The sequence below is a fragment of the Chryseobacterium sp. G0162 genome (assembly GCF_003815715.1).
Classification (GTDB): Bacteria; Bacteroidota; Bacteroidia; order Flavobacteriales; family Weeksellaceae; genus Chryseobacterium.
Map to the genome: position 1 here is coordinate 2145203 of NZ_CP033922.1, position 21690 is coordinate 2166892.

A 21690-nucleotide genomic window follows, 5' to 3' on the forward strand; every position below is an offset into this window, starting at 1 on the left:
TACTTAGGCTATTTAAATCTTAATTTTTTATTAATTTAATTAATTACCTGTTAAAAAAAATCGAATATTTTCTCATGGCATAGTGTTTGGGATTTCACAATGAACCAAACATTAAAAGTAGTATTATGAAAAAAGCAATGAAAATTCTAGGAGTTTTGATGCTGTTTGTTTTTACAGCATTATCTTTTTGGTCGTGTAGCAAGGATGATGATCCGGCAGACAACGACTTTTTTGCAGGAACCTATAAAGGAAGTGTATCTTATAAAGATGGAGGCTCTACCAACATCAGTACGGATGCAGGAAGCGTATTCGTAACAAAGATTGCCAGTGGGACTAAGTACAACTTTTCCTTCTCAAACAGTATTCCGAGTCTCAATGGAATAGAATTCAACAAACAGGGAGACAACACCTTAGTAATGGTAGGATCTACTGCCACTTCTTATATCAGAATTGATAACAATACATTGAAAATTTTTTATACCCAGGATGGTAAAACATGGACAGCCAATTGTACACGTTAACATCCACTAATTATTCAAAAGCCTGTTCTCCTAACCGAAAGCAGGCTTTTTTTATTCTTCAGCAAACTACTTTAATTTTTTTTTAAGCTGTAATAAACTTTAGTTAAGTTTAAAAAACCAAAATTTTTAGCCTACTTTTTGTATATCTTTATTCAACAAAAATAAACAGTATTCCTATGAAAAAATTATTATCAGCAATGTCATTAGTCTTAGGATTAGGCCTTGCTACTGCTCAGCAGACTGCTCCCGCTACAAGTACTCCTCATGCGCCTGTAAAAGCTGCCGCCACTAAACCTGCAGAAGTAAAAGCTGCAAAACCTATGGCCGCTAAAACAGCTAAGCCGGCAGAAGTAAAACCTGCTCAACCTGCCGCTAAAATGAAAAAAGACGGCACTCCGGATAAGAGATATAAAGAAAACAAACATCTTAAAAAAGATGGTACTCCGGACAAAAGGTATAAAGCAAATAAATAAAGCATAACATCAACATATAGTTGTTATTTTCATAATCAAATTTCGAGAAAAGCCGATGGATTTATTTCATCGGTTTTTTTTATGCCTTCCGTTCTAAAAAATAATTCCACAATTCTCTACTTATTTATAAATTTGAACCATGTTAAACTTCTTCAAGAAAAACGCGGCACTTATCTGGGCAAAAAAACATGTTCAAAAGGCAGAGGAATTCAAAAAAAATGCAGAGAGAAACCAAGAGGACTTATTGATTTCCCTTGTCAGCACAGCTCAGAAAACACTTTTTGGGCGGGAACATGATTTTGAAAACATCCGTTCTGTAAAGGATTTTCAGGACAGAGTTCCTGTTGCCGATTATGAAGATTTAAAACCTTACATAGAAAGAGTAAAAAAAGGACAAGGAAACATCTTATGGACAGATACTCCTGAATATTTTGCCAAAACGTCAGGAACAACTTCGGGTTCAAAATACATCCCTATCTCTAAAGAAGGAATGCCTTATCAGATTGCAGGGGCTCAAAGTGCATTATTCCATTATATCAGCAAAAAGAACAATGCGGATTTTGTTAACGGAAAAATGATCTTTCTTCAGGGAAGTCCTGAACTGGAAGAAGTTTTCGGAATTAAAACGGGAAGATTATCCGGTATTGTCGCCCATCATATTCCTAATTATCTTCAAAAAAACAGATTACCAAGCTGGGAAACCAATATCATGGAAGACTGGGAAGCAAAAGTAGACAAGATTGTTGAAGAAACGGAAAAACAAAATATGACCCTGATTTCAGGAATACCTCCCTGGCTTATCATGTATTTTGAAAAACTGACTGCAAAACATGGAAAAAAAATAAAACAACTTTTCCCTAACCTCCAGCTTATTGTCACAGGTGGTGTAAATTATGAACCTTACCGTGATAAAATGGAAGATTTATTGGGCGGAAAAGTAGATATCATTCAAACTTTTCCTGCTTCTGAAGGATTTTTTGCTTTTCAGGATGATTATACAAAGGAAGGTCTTCTTCTTCTGACCAACCATGGTATTTTTTATGAATTCATTCCATTGGAAGAATATGGGAAACCTAATCCCAGAAGATTAACGTTAAAAGAAATTGAGCTTCATAAAGATTACGCCTTGATTTTAACAACTAACTCAGGATTATGGGCCTACTCTATTGGCGATGTAGTAAGATTTATTGATAAAAAACCATATAGAGTTCTGGTAAGTGGAAGAACCAAACATTTTACTTCAGCCTTCGGAGAGCATGTTATTGCATTTGAGGTAGAGGAAGCTTTAAAAGCGACTCTCGAAAAACTTCCGGCACAGATCACTGAATTTCATTTAGCCCCACAGGTTAATCCGGGGGAGGGTCTTCCTTATCACGAATGGCTGATTGAATTTGAAAAAGATCCTGAAAATATGGAAGCATTCAGAGATGAACTGGACCAGCAGCTGAGAAACAGAAACACCTATTATGATGATCTGATTTCCGGAAATATTTTGCAAAAGCTTTATATTACTAGGCTGAAAAAAAATGCATTCCACGAATATGCAAAGTCCCAGGGAAAACTGGGCGGACAAAATAAGACTCCAAGATTGGCCAATGACAGAAATATCGCAGATCTGTTAGAAATTTACAAATTTTAGAGATATTTTTTCAATTACAAAAACGTATATTCAAAAAAAATTATAAATTTGAAAAACTAAACGAAAATAATGAAAGCATCTGTACTGTTGAAATCATCTTTATTAACGTCTTTATTTGTTATTACCTCTTGCGCGACTACAAAATACAACGAGGATATTTCAAAAAACAATTACTCTAACCTGGAAGCCGGAAAAGTTTACAAAGTTACCATGAGAGACGGATCCCCGAAGCAGAAAATACTATTCAGAAATATTGTTGGAGATAATCTTGTAGGTACTGCCGGAAAAAAAGACAGTACAGAAATAATTATTCCAAAATCTAATGTAGCAGCAGTAAAAGATAGAAGAAAGGCAAGAATTGCAGCAGGTGCTACTATTATCGGAGCGGCAGGAGTTGCTGCTATCGTTATCAGTTCTTCAAGAGCAGACTAAAATAGATTTTATCTTTTGATATATATTTAATATATCTTTTAAAAAACGACATATACATAGCCCTAAATAAATTTTTAGGGCTATTTTTGTTCATGATTTCCTTTACCCCGTTACAAACATTACAAAATGTTGAGTTCAGAAATCTTCTTACCGGGAGATTTTTTATTGTTTTAGCTTTCAGAATGCTTGCCACTTTATTAGGATGGTGGGTGTATCAATTAACCAAAGATCCTTTTTCAATTGGCCTTATCGGACTTTCAGAGGTTATTCCTGCGGTGAGCTGTGCTTTATATGCCGGCCATGTTATTGATATGAATGAAAAGAAGAGATTGTTACTCATTTGTAATTATGCTTATATTTTTCTCATCGGACTTCTTTTGATTCCTGCTTTTTTCAATGTTCAAATGCATTTTACAGGGCATCAGATCACCTATTTCATTTATGGAGTTATATTTTTTACAGGAATAGCAAGAGCCTTTATAGGTCCCATTGTTCCTTCTATGATTCCTAAAATTGTAAAGAAAGAAAACTTACCCAATGCGGTTACTCTTAACCAGGCAACCTTCCTGATATCTTCAGTTTGCGGACATGCGGCCGGAGGACTTCTTATCGGATATTTCGGAGTACGATGGACATTGGTTGTTATTTTATCTCTGATATTTATTGCCTCGCTTTTTTTCTGGCAACTGAGCCAGCAGCATTCTGAGCATAAGAAAGAAAATGTAGATGTTGTGGAAAGTATGCGTGAGGGAATTACTTATATCTTTAAAACAAAGGAAATTCTGGGCGCTTTGTGCCTTGACATGTTTGCCGTACTTTTTGGAGGAGCAGTAGCTATGATTCCTGTATTTGCAACAGATATCCTGAATTCAGGTGCCGAAGGATTTGGTCTACTGAACGCTGCTTCTGATATTGGTTCCATGTTCATTATCACACTTTTATCTATTATTCCTTTACGTAAAAACCAGGGAAAAATACTGCTTGCGGTAGTGACCGGATTTGGAATCTGTATTGTAGGATTTGGGCTATCAAAACTTTACTGGCTTTCTTTTATGTTCCTGGTATTAAGTGGAATGCTTGATGGTATTTCCGTAGTCATTAGAGGAACCATTGTACAGTTAAAAACTCCAGATCATATAAGAGGACGTGTATTGAGTGTTAATTCTATATTTATTATGTCCAGCAATGAGATGGGACAATTTGAAAGTGGAGTAATGGCTAAATTACTAGGTGTAGTTCGCTCTGTAGTATTTGGCGGATGCATGACAGTCCTGGTAGCCTTAGTTGTTGGAAGCACCAATCCAAAACTGAGAAAGATGCAATATTAGCAATTTTATTATCAATTGATTTAAAAACACTTAAAACCAACAAAAATCACACCCCTATAAAATAAGGATAGAATATTTTCTATCCTTATTTTTATTTTATACCTAATTTATTTCAAATAACTCACAATTCACACCACAATTTAAAAACAAAAACCCAACAAATATTACAATTTCCATATAAACCAACCAAAAATAAAAAATACCACATATCGAAACAATAAGCCATATTCATAAATATATATCACAATTCATCATTAAACATTAATAATTTCATATATTTGTCACAAATACCCCCTTTATGAATAAACTTTTATTTATTTTAAGCTTTTTCGTGACTGGTTTCTGGGCAAGCGCTCAGACTTTTACTGACAAAGCATTACAACAAAGCGCTTTACAGCTCAATACCACCAATACTGAAGGTGATTTCGACAAACTGTTTAAGAAATTTACAGAAACCAAAACTTCTGAAAAATGGCAAGCTAATTACTATGCTGCTGTGTCTATGTATCTTAAAGCAGAATTATTATCAAAAAAGTCTACTGCTTCAGCTACTGAATCAAATGCAATGGCTGAAAAATTTGCACTTGGAACCTCACTCTCGCAGCCAGACAATGCTGAAATAAATACTCTTTTAGGCCTTATCACTCTTCAAAGTATGCAGATAGGCATTTACAGATATCCTGCAAAAGGAGCACAAGCTATTACACAGTTTATTTCCAAAGCTGAGAACTCTGATCCTAACAATCCCAGACTGGCGATTTTAAAGGCAAAGTCAGCTGAAAAATCCGGAAACAAATCTGAAGCTGAGATGCAATATCAAAAAGCTGCAACAGCACTAGATTCTGTACCAGGATGGGGTAAACAACTTATCCAAACGAACAAATAACTCACATTAAGGATTCAATTTTAAATCGGTCAAAATGAAAAAATATCTACTGATTTTTCTAATTTTCATTACCCAAATGGTTTTTGCACAACAGGACTGCATCACCGCTATACCCATATGCAGTGATTCAGAGATCTCCCTGAAACCTAATGGGTACGGAAGCACAAAAGAAGGAAGTGGCTGTCTAACCAACGAAACAAACTCTATGTGGTTTACTTTCAGCATACAAACAGCTGGAACACTTACCTTTCTAGTCACCCCCATAGGTCCTACAGCAGCCAGCATCGATTACGACTTTGCACTTTACGGTCCAAACCACGACTGCGCCAACATAAGAGAAACACCTCTAAGATGTTCTTTTGCAGGATTAGGAAGTTCTATCACTCCACCTTTAACAGGACTTGATATGACTTCTACAGAGATTACAGAAGGCGGTGGCGGAACTGGATTTGTAAAATATATCGATGTACTTCCAGGACAGGTATATCATTTATTTTTAAATAACTACTCAACAGAGGTTGCCCCTTTCAAGTTAAGCTTCGGAGGAACAGCAACACTGCTTACTCCATTTGACAACAATTCATTAAAAATCTACCAACCTTTCCCGTTTCTAAAGCCTGGCCCGAAACAGGATGGAAATATTGACATTTGTGGAAATCCTGTAACATTTGATTTCGCCACACTATCCAATCACATCAGAAATAACAACCCTAATTTTGTTATAAAATATTACCGAAGTGCAGCGGATGCGGCGAGTGATTACGACCCTATCACAACCCCTATTCCGGTAAATACAACTGCGAATTATACTTACTCTATTTCTTATGTTGACCCTACCAAACCCGTTAACTTCTTAAATCAGTGTAGGGAATTTGGAGACATCAAGTTTTTTGACAGATCTTTTGCATTAACTCCCGGAGAACTTACCTCATGTAGCAATAACAACTCAGGAACAGCATTATATGACTTATCAACAGCAGATATAGGACTAACCCCTAATCTTACTGTAAAGTACTACCCTTCAATGTATGACCTGGACCATGTCATTAACGAAATAACCAATCCTTATCAATATGTTTCTGCTGAAGGATCCGCTTTTGTAAAAGCAACCAACGAGTATGGATGTATTACGATTACAGAAATTAAATTAAAATTCCACCCGCTGGTAAAAGTTCTTGCCGAACCTACACTTACTGAGTGTCATATAGAAGCAACGCCTTCTATGGGGCTGTTCAACCTTGAAAACGCACCGGTTATAACAGCAGCTTCTGGTTATAAGAAAAAGTACTTCCCTTCACTGGCTGATGCTGTAGATGCAACCAATGAAATAACAAACTATAAGACCTATACCGCTCCTAATGGTGTAATATATGTAAGAGTATATGACAATCTTGGATGCTTCAATGTTGTTAAAGTAACACTTAAAGTACTTCCTCCGGAAAAATCCAGCGTACTTAAGGATAAAATCATCTGTATGGAAGACAAAACCACTCTGGATGCAGGACCTGGATTCAAAAAATACGAATGGAGCACCGGAGCAACGACACAAAGCATCAGCAATGTAGGAGTAGGCACCTATTGGGTAAAGCTTACCAGTAAAGTTGGAGAATGTATTTCCACTCAAAAGGTAACAGTATACCCTTCTGAGCAACCTGTAATCACAAGCATTGATGTATCTACAACAAATCTAACAGTTAATGTAATTGGAGGAACTCCTGACTACAAGTACTCTATAGACAATGTTGTATGGCAGGATTCTAATGTATTCACTAATGTTGCAAGAGGTAATTACAAAATATATGTAAAAGATGCTTACGATTGTGATCCTATTGAAATTGAGGCATTAGTACCTAACATCGTCAACGTTATCACTCCAAACGGAGACGGAATTAATGATGTTATGGATTACTCTGCAATTGCAGGCAAACTAAATCTGACTTTAAGTATTTTCGACAGATATGGTGTTAAAATTCACCAGGCTGACAAATCCAATGGATACAAATGGGACGGAACAATTGCCGGTAAAAAAATACCTACTGGTACTTATTGGTACTCATTAACCTGGAATGAGAATAACCAAAAGAACACACCATTCAAATTCTCAGGATGGATTATTGTGAAAAACAGAGAGTAACCTCTCACTTATATAATAAAAAAGTCACCTCAACTGAGGTGATTTTTTTATCAACATACCCAACCTCCTATTGGTCGTATTTTCACAAAGACTGCTAATAATTTGTTGAATACTATTTTTTTAATATTTTTTAAATAAGCTATCTTTGCACCATGGCGCAGAAAGAAACATTATCATCCCTTACACACGGAAACTTTGCAAAAGAACTGTCTATTGCGGATGGAAAAATGCCTCCTAATGCAGTGGATTTTGAAAGACTTGTTATCGGAACTTTTTTGATTGACAAGAAAGGTCTGGATCATTCCATTGACCTCCTTACTCCGGAAGTATTTTACGATCCCAGACATCAGGTTATTTTTTCTATCATCTTAAAGCTTTATGAAGGCAACCATCCGGTAGATTTAATGACCATTATTCAGGATCTTAAAAAAGAGGATAAATTAAGTCAGGCAGGAGGAGATCATTATATCATTGACCTTACTATGGGAGTAAGTTCATCTGCCCACATTGAGTATCACGTTCGTGTTATTCTTGAAAAATATATTTTAAGAAGTCTTATTAACGTTTCTGCGAATGTGATTGATTCTTCTTATAAAGAATCAACGGATGTATTTGAACTTCTGGATAAAGCAGAACAATCTTTCTTTGAGATCACCAACGGAACCATTAAAAAAGGTTTTGACACGGCTAATTCATTAGTAAAACAAGCGATTGACACCATCAAATCTTTAAAAGACAAAGAGGGACTTTCCGGTGTTCCTTCAGGATTTAGGGATGTAGATAAAGAAACCGGAGGATGGCAGAATTCCGACCTTATTATCATTGCTGCCCGTCCGGCGATGGGAAAAACCGCCTTTCTTCTTTCGATGGCAAGAAATATTGCTGTGGGCCATAAAATCCCAATGGCACTGTTCTCTCTCGAGATGGCTTCAGTACAGCTTATTACCAGGATGATCGCCTCGGAAACAAGAATCTCATCCGAAAAACTCCGAAAAGGAACTCTTGACGATGAAGAATGGCAAAGACTATTCTCCAACGTATCTGAATTGGAAAATGCTCCTTTATATATAGATGAAACGCCATCACTTTCGATCTTTGACTTCCGTGCAAAATGCCGAAGACTGGTAATGCAGCACGGGGTAAGACTGATAATGGTCGACTACCTTCAGCTGATGACAGCGGGGAGCAGCGGAAAAGGAGTTGGAAACCGTGAACAGGAAATTTCCATGATCTCCCGTTCATTAAAAGCGATTGCAAAAGAATTGAACGTCCCGGTAATTGCACTTTCTCAGCTTTCACGTAGTGTGGAAACGCGTCCCGGAAAAAGACCTCAGCTTTCAGATCTGAGGGAATCCGGAGCGATTGAGCAGGATGCAGATATTGTATCTTTCATCTTCAGACCGGAATACTATAAAATTACTGTTTGGGATAATGATGAAGAGGGACAGGAAACTTCCACGGAAAATCAGGCCGAATTAATTATCGCAAAACACAGGAATGGTGCCACAGCGGATGTAAGACTATCTTTCTTAAAGCACTTTGCAAAATTTGGTGATATTGAAGCGGCTCTTGATGGCGGCATGGGAGGTGGATATCCATCGAACTTTGGGGAACCAAGCGGTTTTGATAAAATCAAAACAACCATCCAACCGGGGGCAGCGTTTGATCTTCCGGACAGTTCGAAACTTTCAGGATCTTCCATGAATGATTTTGATGATGATGATGACTTCCCATTTTAAATAATTCAATTTTATAAAGCAAATTTGAGAATCGAAATTTATACAGATGGTGCATGCAGTGGAAATCCCGGAAAAGGCGGATATGGTATTCTCATGCGTGTTCCTGAAAAAAACTATCAGAAAACATTTTCTAAAGGCTTTCGAAAAACCACCAACAACAGAATGGAACTCCTTGCTGTAATTTCTGCACTGGAAAAACTAAAATCTACGGAAAATGATATTCATGTATATACTGATAGCAAGTATGTAGCAGATGCCGTTAACCAGAATTGGATTACTGGATGGATCAAAAGAGGCTGGAAAAACGTAAAGAACCCGGATCTTTGGAAAAGATTCATTGAAGTTTACAATCAACATAAACCTACGATGCATTGGGTAAAGGGACATGCAGGTCATTTCGAAAATGAACTTTGTGACAAATTAGCCGTTGCTGCAGCCAGTTCTTCTGAACTGGAAATTGACACTTATTTTGAAGGACTTGAAAACAATTCGCTCTTTTAATTTAATTAATACTAATCCCAAATAACACGCACAACATTCACTACTTTATCATAATAAATATCATTTTTTGAATAATATCTAATTTTTTTAACAAAATTAACATAAAGCAACTATTTTTTAATTGGGATTTAATATATTTACACTAATTAAATTCCCAGTGAAATGAATAAAAATTTATTATTTTACTTCTCTATTCTTTTACTTACCCTATCTGGAACATCCTTTGCCCAGACCTATCAGCTCACCGGAAACCCTATCAATACCACTGGATGGACTATAGTCCCTAGCGCAGTTGCCAATACAGATTTCATCATGCTCACGGATGACATCACCAATAAAGCCGGCGCCATAAAGCTCAACGACCCTATTAATTTAAAGTATTGTGATAAATGGAGAGTTGAGTTTGATTTCAGAATTGATGGAAATGGAACATCAACAGGTAAAGGAGACGGATTTGCATTCTGGTATCTTGCCAACCCTCCAGTCACCAGCCAACAAGGAGCAGGGCTGGGAATTCCGCAAAATGCAACGGGTCTGATTGTAGGTTTTGATATCTATAACAATATGGCAGGAGGCGGGCTGATGAGCAAAGTTCATGTTGCCTATGGAGTAGTTCCTAATACTATAGATACGAATGGACTGGAATACTACAATACTCCAGGAAGTTCATTTCATTCTCCAGACCTCAATTCTACCCAACCTTTTGTAGGATCTACTTATAAACACGTTGAAGTTACAGGAATAACAGATCCCGCCACCCCCACCAACTGGATTATTACCGTAAAGATAGATGGCAACACCATCACATCACAATCATTTATTCCTTCAGCTGGAGCTGCTACTATGACCCAGGGATATTTTGGCTTTTCGGCCTCTACCGGAGCAGCAAGTGCTAAACATTCCATTAAAAATGTAAAAATATATACTGATAAGGTTTCCATTTTAAAGACCTTAGCCACTCAATCTTTCTGCCCAAACCCCACCACCGGCTATGGAAGTGTCAACCTAACTGATTTTAACGCTCAGTTTGTTTCCAATCCAGGAAACTATACATTCACTTACTATCCTCAGGGAAGCTCCACCCCTATAGCCAACCCTACAAGCTATGATTTTAACACCAATAAAACGATAACTATTGTTATTAAAGATAATGCCGGAGTACTTTGTGACAATCCTGATGGAAAAATCCAGCTAGATCTGGCACCTCTTAAAGCTAACGACAAAACACTTACCGAATGTAATAACAATAAAGCAGGAACAGCAACTTTCAACCTAAATTCCGCTAATGTAACTGACATAATTGGTGTTACAAAGAAATACTACAAAACACTCAATGATTTAAATGCGGGAACGAATGAAATTTTATCTCCGGATACTTATGTATCTGCACAGGGAACAGTTTATGTAAAAATAACCACCCCTCTAGGATGTATAGGTACAGCAAAAATCACCCTTACTTTCTATCCCGAAACGCTGGTAAGAGACGACACCATACAATCCTGCTTTATTGAGAACAATATATCTAATGCCGTATTTAATTTAACAACAGCCAATGTAACTTCGCTAACTACCGGTATCATTAAAAAATACTACAAAACAGTTGCCAATGCTATTAACGACACCAATGAGATTACTGACCCTTATCAATATACTTCAACAAACACAGCAGTGTATGCAAAAGTAACAGATACCAACGGCTGTTTTGCTATAGCCAAGATCAATCTTGTTGTACTTCCTCCCGTTAAATCTTCAATTCTCAAAGACAAAACCATCTGTATAGAGAACAAAACCGATTTGGATGCCGGCCCTGGTTTTGACGACTATTTGTGGAGCACCGGAGCTACCACTTCATCCATTAAAGATGTAAGTGTCGGAACGTATTGGGTAAAACTTAAAACAGGAAACTGTATTACTACACAAATTGTAAATGTACAACCCTCTGTCAATCCTGTAATATCCAACATAGATATTCATAACAATACCATTATAGTTAATGTCGCCGGAGGAAGACCACCTTACCAATATTCGATAGATGGAATTAACTGGCAGACATCAAACACTTTTACCGGTCTTGCCAGAGGAGAAGTTAAGGTCTTTGTGAAAGATTTTTATAATTGTTCTCCTATTCAGGTTCAGATAACCGTTCCTAACCTCATCAATGCCATCACTCCTAACGGAGACAATAAAAATGACTTCATAGATTATTCCGCGTTAGCTTACAAGAAAAACTTAGTCTTCACAGTCTATGACAGGTACGGGAATAAACTATACGAAGCTAGCAAAATAAGAAATTACACCTGGGACGGAAGGGCTTATGGTAAAAAAATCCCTAGTGCTACCTATTGGTATACAATCTCTTGGAATGAAAACAATAAAAACAACACTGAAACGAAATATTCAGGCTGGGTATTGGTAAAAAATATGGAATAAACATTAATACAAATAACAACATCACAATACTTTCCTATGAAAAAAACTCTACTCTTTTTTATACTGGGCATTTTACTCTGTCTCCCAGGAAAAACTTTCTCTCAAACCTATCAACTTACCGGAAATCCGGTAAATACCACAGGTTGGGATCTTGTATCTGACGCTATTGTAAGCGGAGATTTTATAAGACTTACTACAGACCAAACAAGTAAGTATGGAGCCATAAAATTAGCCACTCCAATCACCTTAAGCTATTGTGATAAATGGAAGGTAGAATTTGATTTCAGAATTGATGGAAACGGAACAACACAGTTTGGACGTGGAGATGGTTTTACATTCTGGTATTTAGCCAACCCTCCAACAGGATTTGTGTCAGGAGGAGGTCTTGGAATTCCAGCCAATGCATCAGGACTTATGGTAGGTTTTGATATTTTTAATAATACTACAGAAGGCCAGATGAGTAAAGTGCATGTTTTATATGGCACCAACAATACTGCTGGCAATAATATAGAATTCAATAATACTCCGGGAAGTACATTCCACTCTCCTGATCTGAATCCCACTCAACCATTTGTAGGCAATACCTACAGACACGTTGAAGTAAACGGAGAAACAGATCTCACCAACCCCACCAACTGGATCATTAAAATTAAGATAGACGGGGTACTTATTGCCGATCAGTCATTTGCTCCTTCTGGGAATGCGGTAGGAATGACACAGGGATATTTTGGTTTTTCAGCAGCAACAGGAGGAGCCAGCGCCCGCCACTCTATCCAAAATGCCAAGGTTTTTGTAGATAAAGTTCCTATTTTAAACAATACTCTAAAACCTTTTGTTTGTACCAATCCTGCAACAGGAAGCGGAACTGTAGATCTTACTTCATATAATATACAATTTGTAAATAATCCCGGTAATTATATTTTCACTTATTACATTCTGGGATCTGCCACTCCCATTGCCAATCCTACCAGCTTTCAGTATACAGGAAACACTACTATAAAAGTAATTGTTAAAGATCCCACCTCAACACTTTGTGATAACGGAGACGGAATCATCCAACTAGATCCTACACCGTTTGCAGCAACTGATGCTAGCCTTACAGAATGTAACAACAATAATGGAGGAGTTGGTATTTTTGATCTCAATTCAGCTGCCGTTACCACCTTAACAGGTACTACAAAAGAATTCTATCCAAGTATACATGACCTGAACGCCAGCACCAATCAGATTACTAATCCCTCAGCTTACGTCTCTCCACCAGGGATTATCTATGTGAGGGTAATTACAGCACAGGGATGTGTAAGCACAGCCAAAATCACACTGAATACTCATCCAGTTATAACTGTTTATGATGTTCAAATAGAATCATGTTTTATAGAAAGCAATCCACTGACCGCCTCTTTTAATCTTATCAATGCCAGCGTTATCCCAAATCCGGCTGCATTTACAAAAAAATATTACCCATCATTAACAGATGCGCTTAATGGAACAAACGAAATAACTAATCCGGGTGCATATATTGCTCCCAATGGAGTTGCCTATGTCAAAGTTTTCAATGCAACCGGATGCTTTTCAATCGCTAAACTTACTCTAAAAGTTAATGCTCCGGCTCCATCCAGAGTTTTAAAAGACAAAATCATCTGTATGGAAAGCAAAACAACACTGGATGCCGGCCCAGGATTCAAAAGTTATGAATGGAGCACCGGAGCCACCACACAGGCTATTAAAAATGTTGGTGTTGGCACCTATTGGGTAAAACTAAAAACCGGAGAATGTATCACGACACAGACCGTAACAGTAATTCCAGCTGAGAGCCCTGTCATCTCAAGTGTAGACATTTCAGGAGGATCTGTTACCGTACACGTAAACGGCGGAATGCCACCTTATCAATATTCAATGGATAATATCGTCTGGCAGGATTCCAATGTATTCACCAATATCCCAAGAGGAGTCGCTAAGATCTATGTAAAAGATAATTATAACTGTGAACCCATTACCATTAATGTTACCGTTCCTAACCTCATTAATATCATTACCCCTAATGATGACGGCATCAATGACTTTATTGATTATTCTGCATTGGCTGTTAAACCTAATTTTGAAGTTAATATTTATGACAGATACGGTTTACAGGTTTTCAAAGCAGATAAAACCAATGGATACAGATGGAATGGCACTGCCAACGGAAGAAGAGTTCCTACTGGAAGCTATTGGTATTCCGTTTCATGGAATGAAAATAACAATAATAAGATTACTCCTATCAACTTTGCAGGCTGGATTATTGTTAAAAACAGAAATTAATCACGTTTATCATTCATATTAGAAGAGTCACTCCGCTATGCGGGGTGATTTTTTGTATGAAATTAAGAGGATATATTTCATTTTAAAGTCCCTTTATTCATATTCAATTCTTAAATTTGTGCTATGAATTATTTGGAGGCTTTAAACAGAAGATATTCTGTGAAAAAATTTAATAATCAAATTATTCCTCAGGAAACCCTTCACAACATTCTTGAGTCGGGAAAGCTGTCTGCAAGTTCTCTGGGACTTCAACCTTATAAGATTATCATTGTTGAAAGTGAGGAAATGAAACAGAAATTAATTCCTGCTTTTTATAACCCATCCCAGATTTCCACGTGCTCTCATCTTGTTGTGATTGTTTCAAAGAAGATCATTGAAGAAAATTATATCAAAGGATATTTTAAACATATTTCCGAGGTAAGAGAAACTCCACTTGAGCAACTTGTCCCATTCAAGAATAGTATTAATCAGCATATTAATCAAAAAACACTGGATGAAATTTTCAACTGGGCAGAAAAACAGTCGTATATCGTATTAGCCAATCTGATGTATGCCGCTGCTATTGAAAACATAGATTCATGCCCCATGGAAGGCTTCAGGCAAGATCTGATAGAAGAAATTCTGAATATCAATCCTGAAACAGAAAAAGTAACCGTTACCCTCGCTTTAGGTTACCGTTCTGAGGAAGATCACTTCCAGCATATGAAAAAAGTAAGAAAACCAAACGAAAAATTGTTTAAATTTATTTAATATTTAAATGATTGTATCTAAAGCAAGCACATGATAAAAGCGGATGTATTAGTAATCGGTTCCGGAATTTCCGGACTTTCTTATGCCATTAAAGTTTCTGAACAACTCCCTGATGCCAAAATCATCATTGTAACAAAGTCTGATGAAGATGAAAGCAATACCAAATACGCACAAGGAGGCCTTGCTGTAGTCACCGACTTTCAGAAAGACAATTTTGAAAAACACATAGAAGACACCATGCGCGCCGGAGACGGAGAAAATAAGCGTGATGTTGTAGAAATGGTAGTAAAGGAAGCTCCTGCAAGATTCAATGAAATTGTAGAATGGGGTGCTCAATTCGATATGAAAAATGGCAAATTTGCACTGGGAAGAGAAGGAGGCCATACCGAAAACAGAATCGTCCATCATAAAGATATTACAGGTTTTGAAATTGAAAGAGCGCTCTTGGAAACAGCTAACAGCAGTCCGAATATTGAGATTCTAGACCATCACTATGTAATTGACATCATTACCCAACACCACGTTCCTGGAAAAGAATTGAATGAAGGAGACATTCATTGTTATGGAGCTTATATTTTGGATGAAAAATCCAAAACCATCAAAAAAATCACCTCTAAAATTACACTGGCTGCCACAGGAGGTGCCGGACATGTTTATAAAAATACAACCAATCCTACTATTGCAACAGGAGATGGAATTGCTTTCGTAGCCCGTGCAAAAGGAAAGGTTTCCAATATGCAGTATTACCAGTTCCACCCAACAGCTTTGTATAGCAAAATGGATGGAATGTTGTTTTTAATTTCAGAAGCCGTTCGTGGAGACGGAGCAAAATTAAGAACCAAAAGAGGTGAAAAGTTCATGCATAAATATGATGAACGTGAAGAACTCGCCTCAAGAGACATTGTTGCAAGAGCTATTGACGCCGAAATGAAAATTACCGGAGACGAATTTGTCGGCTTAGATTGCAAGGAAATGAATCATGAAAAATTCTTAGAACACTTTCCGAATATTTACAAGAAGTGCAAAAACGAAGGCATTGATCCATTCACTCAATTAATTCCCGTAGTTCCTGCCTGCCATTATCTGATGGGGGGCATTGAAGTAGACAGAGACGGACAATCTTCCATCAGAAATCTTTTTGCAGTAGGAGAATGTACCAATTCCGGATTACACGGAGCTAACAGATTAGCTTCAAACTCACTATTGGAAGGATTAGTCTTTGGACATAATGCTGCCATGAAAACAGTATCTCTTCTTAATGAAAACCTATTCAACTTTGATGATTTAAAAGCAGTTCCGGAGTGGAATGAAGAAGGAATGAAGATCATGGATGAAATGGTCATCGTCAGCTACCTGAGAAAACAACTTCAGGAAATGATGAGCGACCTCGTAGGAATTGTGAGAAGCAACAGACGTTTGAATATGGCGTTACAAAAACACCAGGAAATTGCAGCTGCTGTTGATGAAATCTACCACTACTCTATTCTTTCTCCACAATTATCAGAACTAAGAAACCTGACTACCGTTGCTCACCTCATCATTACCCAATCTATGGAAATGAAAGAGAATAAAGGGGCATTTTACAATAAAGATTTAGTGTAAAAAAGTCAATGACATAAAGAATGGAAATATTCAGTTTGAGAATTCTCACTATTGTTAATATTTTGCAATTTTTACGGATCTTAATAATCATGTTTATTGCAGGAATCGCCATGTGCTCCATTTTCTTTTTTAAACCACAGGATCTTCGAAATTTAATGTTTTTTGGAAGTGCAGGTATTATGCTGTTTTTTGTAAAAGATATATTTAGTTTTTTAAAAAAAATAATTATCTCCAGAGCAAAACATCCTCTTCCTTTAAATTTATTATGCAATATTATTGAATTAGGAAAACCATATTATTTTGGAAGGGAAAATTTTGATCTGAATGAAATTATTAATGATAATAAAATACCGTTAACTCTTTATTACATCAATAATTCTCAACATCCTATTTTACAATTCAATGAAGATAAACTTTTGTTTCACAATCGTGAATACAATTGGAAAGACCTTCGTTGGAGATATTTTCTTGATGGATTATATAAATATGGAAAAAGTAACGGAAAATATGTTATAGAATTTGAAGGCACAGATCAAGATAATAACCGGATAAAAAATAAAATAGAATTTGAAAAAGTAAAAGCTAAAGAAAATGAAGTAATTTTGTTGTTCGTAATTCATGATTTATTATTCGGAAAAAAATCAGCCTATTATTACTAAAATTAAAAATATGAAAAGACCGGCCTACGTTACAGATAAAGCATTAAAAACATTTATAAAAAGTGCGCTTGAGGAAGATATCCAGGACGGAGACCACTCTACACTTTCCACTATCCCTGAGGACCTTCAGCAAAGTGCTAAGCTACTTGTAAAACAAGACTGCATCCTTGCAGGAGTAGAATTGGCAGCAATCATTTTTAAAACTTTTGATAAAAATCTTAAGGTTGAAACTTTTATTAAAGATGGAACCCCTTGTAAAGTAGGAGATATAGCTCTTATCGTAACAGGAAGTGCTAGATCTATTCTTTCTACTGAGAGATTTGTTCTTAATTGTATGCAGAGAATGAGTGGTATTGCAACACTAACTCATGACTGGGATTCAAGATTAGTAGGAACCAAAACCAAACTTTTAGATACAAGAAAAACGACCCCCAACTTCAGAATGTGTGAAAAATGGGCCGTTGCTATTGGAGGTGGAACCAACCATAGGTATGGTCTTTATGATATGATTATGCTTAAAGACAACCATATCGATTATAACGGAAGCATCACCAATGCGGTGAAAATGGCTAAAGATTACGTTAAAAAGACGAAGAAAAAGTTGAAAATTGAAGTTGAAACCAGAAATCTGGAAGAAGTTCAGGAAGCCATCAATGCAAAAGTTGACAGAATCATGCTTGATAATATGGATGTTAAAACCATGAAGAAAGCTGTGAAAATGATAAATGGTTCTACTGAGTCTGAAGCTTCTGGCGGAATTACCCGTGATATGCTTAAAGAAATTGCATCTACAGGTGTTACGTACATTTCTGTAGGGGCTTTAACACACTCGGCTGAGAATATAGATTTGAGTCTCAAAGCAGTGAAATAGCGTTGAATTTTTAATAAAAACACCCCCTCTTTATTAAAAATTCAATAACATGACTTTTTTCATATAAAAAGTCGCTTTTTAGCCATTTTGCTAACAATCAAGCATTTAACATTATTAAGACTGATTAAAAATTAACATTGAGTTAATAATAGTTAAAATATATTTTGCGAATTTTGCAGAAAATTAAATCTAATTATTACTAACGATTATGAAATTAATCAACAAATCAATACTAACTGCGGTAATTACTTTATCTACAGCTAGTGTTTATTACGCTCAACAAGGCAAGGACACAGTGCAAGCTAAGTCTAAAGACATTGAAGAGGTAATCTTAAAAGGTGTTACAGATATCGCTAAGGATAGAAAAACACCTGTAGCTGTTTCTACTATTAAAGCAGCACAAATTCTTGAAAGACAAGGGAATCAGGAACTTGTTGAAATTTTAAACACAACACCTTCTGTATATGCAACTAAAGGTGGTGGTGGTTTCGGAGACTCTCAAATTGTAATCAGAGGATTCGAATCAAGAAACATCGCAGTAATGGTAAACGGTATGCCTGTAAATGATATGGAAGGGGGTACTGTTTACATGTCAAACTGGACAGGTCTATCAGATGTAACAAGTACAATGCAAATACAAAGAGGACTTGGTTCTTCTAAATTAGCGATTGCTTCTGTAGGAGGTACAATGAACTTCCTTACAAGATCTGCAGATATGAAAAAAGGAGGTGTTGTTAGATTAGGAGTTGGTAACAATGACTTTTTAAAAACATCTTTCGCTTATAATACTGGTAAATCAGAAAAAGGTTGGTCTTCTTCATTCCTAATGAGCAGACAAGCTGGAAGCACATACATTCAAAATACAGATTATGAATCCTATGCTTACTTCTTTGCTCTAGGTTGGGAACCAAACAAAAAACACAATTTCCAATTCACCATTACAGGATCTCCTCAATGGCACGATCAAAGAACGTATTCTCCTTTCATCAAGGATTACATCAACTATAATCCAGATCGCGATAACACTCCTGACAGAACCTATAACTCTGACTGGGGATATTACGTAAATCCAGATGGATCAAGAACTCCAATTGCAAACAGAGCAAACTATTACTCGAAGCCAGTAATGATGTTGAACTGGGACTGGACAATGAGTGAAAAATCAAAGTTAAGTACTGTTTTATACATGTCTAATGGTAGAGGTGGTGGAACAGGAGATCTTGGAAGCTTCTGGAACGGGAAATTCAACAGTAATGGTACCCCTGCAACAAACAACATCAACTCTTACCGAAGAGCTGACGGAACATATGACTACAACCAAATCTTTGCTTTAAATAGTAATTTAGTTGCAGCCGGTAACCCTTACATGGTAACTAATCCTGCTAATGGAAGACAATATCAGGTAAGAGACGGTATTATCAGAAGATCAAGTATCAACTCTCACAACTGGTATGGGATCTTAGCAAATTTCCAACACAAAGTTAATGACAACTGGAATTTCTCAATCGGTACAGATGACAGATATTACTACGGTTATCACTACCAAGTAGTTTCTGATCTATATGGAGCAAAAGGATATAGAGAGATTCTAAACAATAATGTTCCTCCTTACACACCATCAAGAGGATATGATTATAAGCAGCTTGCATGGAATCCACTAGGAGGAAAAACAGCTCCATTAAATGAACAAATCGGATATAGCAACGATGGAGAAGTTATCTGGTACAGTGCATTCGGTCAGGTTGAATATACTAAAGATAAATTATCTGCATTCCTTCAGGGATCCGTTTCTAACCAAGGATATCAAAGAATTGATAACTTCGTTCAGGATGGAGTAACTAAACAACAGGGACAAATTGTTAATACAAAAACCGGATTCAAAAATCTTTTCGGATATAATATTAAAGGGGGTGCCAACTATAACATTGATGATCACAACAATGTATTTGCAAACATTGGTTACTACAGCAAGCAGCCATTCATGAACTCTGTATACCCAAGTAACTTCCAGGTTGTAAACCCTAGCTTAACTAATGAGAAAATCTTCTCTGCTGAAGTTGGATATGGTTTCAGATCTCCTAAATTCAGTGCAAACCTTAACTTGTACAGAACTGAATGGAGAGACAGATGGCTAAGAAGAACTAACCAGACATTTACATTAGCTGACAATTCAACAACTACAGGATATGCTGAAATCAGTGGAATTACTGAAATTCACCAGGGAGTTGAATTTGATGCAGTATATAAGCCTACAAGCTTCTTAGAATTCCAGGGAATGTTCTCTTGGGGTGACTACTACTACAAAGGAAATGCTACAGGATCTGCTTTTGATGACAACAACAATCCTCTTTCATTATCAGGATCTTCAACAGCAAGCGCATCAACTCTTTACCTAGACAAAGTAAAAGTAGGAGGAACAAGCAATAACAGTATTCCTCAAATGACAGCTTCATTAGGGGCTACCGTTAAACCGGTAAAAGACCTTAGCATCTTTGGAACATGGAGATATGTAGGAAAAGTATATTCATCTATTGATATTGCTACTTTCTCCAATCAGGCAGCACAAGATAAAGGAGTATTACAATTACCTGACTTCAATCTATTTGATTTAGGTATTTCATACAGAATCAAGTTAAAAGACGCTTCTCAGTATTTCACAATCGGAGCAAACGTTTACAACTTATTTGATACATTCTATATTTCTGATGCATCAACAAATGTATTCTCATCTGATGCTCCTTCTAAGTTAGCTGACGGTTCAAACAACACTGCTAAGAAAACTTATGAGCAATTAGGCTACATGTACAAAGGTGTTGCAACTGATAACCGTGTTTTATTCGGATTCGGAAGAACTTGGGCAGCAACGCTATCATTCAACTTCTAATTATCACAATATTAGATTTTATAAATATGAATCCCGGCTTTGAGCCGGGATTTTTGTTATCTTTGTGTACAAAAAAATAGAAAATATGGATTTTTACGGAATTTTGAAAAATGCCCACAAAGGATTCGGGTATCTTGAACTTCTTTTGGTGGCGTTATTTATCATTGCACTTTTAGCTACCATGTTCGGTTTCAGTGGGAAAGTGAACAAGTTTTTGAAAAAAACTACCCTTTTCACAATGATTTTCTTCCACGTTCAGTTCTTACTAGGAATCATTATGTTGGTAATCAACTTTACAAAAGGAATGGACATGGGCTCAGTAATGAAAAATGCAGATTTGAGATTCCAATATGTTGAACATCCATTTTCTATGCTTATTGCAGCAGTATTAATGACGATCGTTAACAAAAAAGTAAAATCTAATGATACGATTTCCCTTGGTATTACGATTATGGGATTAATTGCAGTAGGTTTATTCGCATTCGCATTCCCATGGGTAAAAGTCTTTGGGGCTTAAAACAAACAAAGAAATTATATGCG

At 36.6% G+C, this 21690-nt stretch carries 17 protein-coding genes; all 17 read left to right on the forward strand.

What is annotated here, in order from left to right:
* Positions 1–125 precede the first annotated feature (125 nt).
* The 17 genes from EG344_RS09845 (at position 126) to EG344_RS09925 (ending at position 21667) form a co-directional block, all read left to right on the forward strand.
* A complete protein-coding gene (locus EG344_RS09845; protein WP_123909284.1) occupies positions 126–521 on the forward strand; it encodes a hypothetical protein in 396 nt (131 codons plus the stop codon).
* Between the two features lie 176 nt (positions 522–697).
* On the forward strand, positions 698–994 hold the full coding sequence (locus EG344_RS09850) for a hypothetical protein (protein WP_123909285.1): 297 nt from the start codon (positions 698–700) through the stop codon (positions 992–994).
* Between the two features lie 139 nt (positions 995–1133).
* Positions 1134–2633 (forward strand): GH3 auxin-responsive promoter family protein, encoded by a 1500-nt coding sequence (locus tag EG344_RS09855; protein WP_123909286.1) that lies wholly within the window; start codon positions 1134–1136, stop codon positions 2631–2633.
* Positions 2634–2702: 69 nt separating this feature from the next.
* Positions 2703–3065 carry a hypothetical protein gene (locus tag EG344_RS09860; protein WP_123909287.1) on the forward strand — a complete coding sequence of 121 codons (363 nt, stop codon included), beginning with the start codon at positions 2703–2705 and terminating at the stop codon, positions 3063–3065.
* Positions 3066–3157: 92 nt separating this feature from the next.
* A complete protein-coding gene (locus tag EG344_RS09865) occupies positions 3158–4393 on the forward strand; it encodes an MFS transporter (protein WP_123909288.1) in 1236 nt (411 codons plus the stop codon).
* 298 nt (positions 4394–4691) lie between these two features.
* Positions 4692–5279 carry a hypothetical protein gene (locus tag EG344_RS09870; RefSeq protein ID WP_123909289.1) on the forward strand — a complete coding sequence of 196 codons (588 nt, stop codon included), beginning with the start codon at positions 4692–4694 and terminating at the stop codon, positions 5277–5279.
* 34 nt (positions 5280–5313) lie between these two features.
* The gene (locus EG344_RS09875) at positions 5314–7413 is read left to right on the forward strand and encodes a T9SS type B sorting domain-containing protein (protein ID WP_123909290.1); all 2100 of its coding nucleotides are present in this window, start codon (positions 5314–5316) and stop codon (positions 7411–7413) included.
* 152 nt (positions 7414–7565) lie between these two features.
* Positions 7566–9152: a replicative DNA helicase gene (gene dnaB, locus EG344_RS09880; protein WP_123909291.1), complete on the forward strand. Its 1587-nt coding sequence runs from the start codon at positions 7566–7568 to the stop codon at positions 9150–9152.
* Between the two features lie 24 nt (positions 9153–9176).
* Positions 9177–9653, forward strand: a complete 477-nt coding sequence (gene rnhA / locus EG344_RS09885; RefSeq protein ID WP_123909292.1) for a ribonuclease HI — start codon at positions 9177–9179, stop codon at positions 9651–9653.
* A 162-nt stretch (positions 9654–9815) separates the two neighbouring features.
* Positions 9816–12083: a T9SS type B sorting domain-containing protein gene (locus EG344_RS09890; protein WP_123909293.1), complete on the forward strand. Its 2268-nt coding sequence runs from the start codon at positions 9816–9818 to the stop codon at positions 12081–12083.
* A gap of 36 nt (positions 12084–12119) precedes the next feature.
* Entirely contained in the window at positions 12120–14384 is a 2265-nt protein-coding gene (locus EG344_RS09895; protein ID WP_123909294.1) for a T9SS type B sorting domain-containing protein, read from the forward strand.
* Positions 14385–14507: 123 nt separating this feature from the next.
* Positions 14508–15134: an NAD(P)H-dependent oxidoreductase gene (locus EG344_RS09900; RefSeq protein WP_123909295.1), complete on the forward strand. Its 627-nt coding sequence runs from the start codon at positions 14508–14510 to the stop codon at positions 15132–15134.
* A 30-nt stretch (positions 15135–15164) separates the two neighbouring features.
* Positions 15165–16736, forward strand: coding sequence for an L-aspartate oxidase (gene nadB, locus EG344_RS09905; RefSeq protein WP_123909296.1), 1572 nt, complete (start codon positions 15165–15167; stop codon positions 16734–16736).
* A gap of 89 nt (positions 16737–16825) precedes the next feature.
* Positions 16826–17395 carry a hypothetical protein gene (locus tag EG344_RS09910; protein ID WP_123909297.1) on the forward strand — a complete coding sequence of 190 codons (570 nt, stop codon included), beginning with the start codon at positions 16826–16828 and terminating at the stop codon, positions 17393–17395.
* 10 nt (positions 17396–17405) lie between these two features.
* Positions 17406–18266 (forward strand): carboxylating nicotinate-nucleotide diphosphorylase, encoded by an 861-nt coding sequence (gene nadC, locus EG344_RS09915; protein ID WP_123909298.1) that lies wholly within the window; start codon positions 17406–17408, stop codon positions 18264–18266.
* A 208-nt stretch (positions 18267–18474) separates the two neighbouring features.
* Complete coding sequence (locus tag EG344_RS09920) at positions 18475–21150, forward strand: TonB-dependent receptor (RefSeq protein ID WP_123909299.1); 2676 nt, start codon at positions 18475–18477, stop codon at positions 21148–21150.
* Between the two features lie 85 nt (positions 21151–21235).
* On the forward strand, positions 21236–21667 hold the full coding sequence (locus tag EG344_RS09925) for a hypothetical protein (RefSeq protein ID WP_123909300.1): 432 nt from the start codon (positions 21236–21238) through the stop codon (positions 21665–21667).
* The last annotated feature ends 23 nt before the right edge of the window (positions 21668–21690 follow it).

What these genes read in the sequence shown, in the direction of transcription:
- EG344_RS09845 (WP_123909284.1), top strand. Translation starts at nt 126, where the DNA reads ATGAAAAAAGCAATGAAAATTCTAGGAGTTTTGATGCTGTTTGTTTTT.
- EG344_RS09850 (WP_123909285.1), top strand. Translation starts at nt 698, where the DNA reads ATGAAAAAATTATTATCAGCAATGTCATTAGTCTTAGGATTAGGCCTT.
- EG344_RS09855 (WP_123909286.1), top strand. Translation starts at nt 1,134, where the DNA reads ATGTTAAACTTCTTCAAGAAAAACGCGGCACTTATCTGGGCAAAAAAA.
- EG344_RS09860 (WP_123909287.1), top strand. Translation starts at nt 2,703, where the DNA reads ATGAAAGCATCTGTACTGTTGAAATCATCTTTATTAACGTCTTTATTT.
- EG344_RS09865 (WP_123909288.1), top strand. Translation starts at nt 3,158, where the DNA reads ATGATTTCCTTTACCCCGTTACAAACATTACAAAATGTTGAGTTCAGA.
- EG344_RS09870 (WP_123909289.1), top strand. Translation starts at nt 4,692, where the DNA reads ATGAATAAACTTTTATTTATTTTAAGCTTTTTCGTGACTGGTTTCTGG.
- EG344_RS09875 (WP_123909290.1), top strand. Translation starts at nt 5,314, where the DNA reads ATGAAAAAATATCTACTGATTTTTCTAATTTTCATTACCCAAATGGTT.
- dnaB (WP_123909291.1), top strand. Translation starts at nt 7,566, where the DNA reads ATGGCGCAGAAAGAAACATTATCATCCCTTACACACGGAAACTTTGCA.
- EG344_RS09890 (WP_123909293.1), top strand. Translation starts at nt 9,816, where the DNA reads ATGAATAAAAATTTATTATTTTACTTCTCTATTCTTTTACTTACCCTA.
- EG344_RS09895 (WP_123909294.1), top strand. Translation starts at nt 12,120, where the DNA reads ATGAAAAAAACTCTACTCTTTTTTATACTGGGCATTTTACTCTGTCTC.
- EG344_RS09900 (WP_123909295.1), top strand. Translation starts at nt 14,508, where the DNA reads ATGAATTATTTGGAGGCTTTAAACAGAAGATATTCTGTGAAAAAATTT.
- nadB (WP_123909296.1), top strand. Translation starts at nt 15,165, where the DNA reads ATGATAAAAGCGGATGTATTAGTAATCGGTTCCGGAATTTCCGGACTT.
- EG344_RS09910 (WP_123909297.1), top strand. Translation starts at nt 16,826, where the DNA reads ATGTTTATTGCAGGAATCGCCATGTGCTCCATTTTCTTTTTTAAACCA.
- nadC (WP_123909298.1), top strand. Translation starts at nt 17,406, where the DNA reads ATGAAAAGACCGGCCTACGTTACAGATAAAGCATTAAAAACATTTATA.
- EG344_RS09920 (WP_123909299.1), top strand. Translation starts at nt 18,475, where the DNA reads ATGAAATTAATCAACAAATCAATACTAACTGCGGTAATTACTTTATCT.
- EG344_RS09925 (WP_123909300.1), top strand. Translation starts at nt 21,236, where the DNA reads ATGGATTTTTACGGAATTTTGAAAAATGCCCACAAAGGATTCGGGTAT.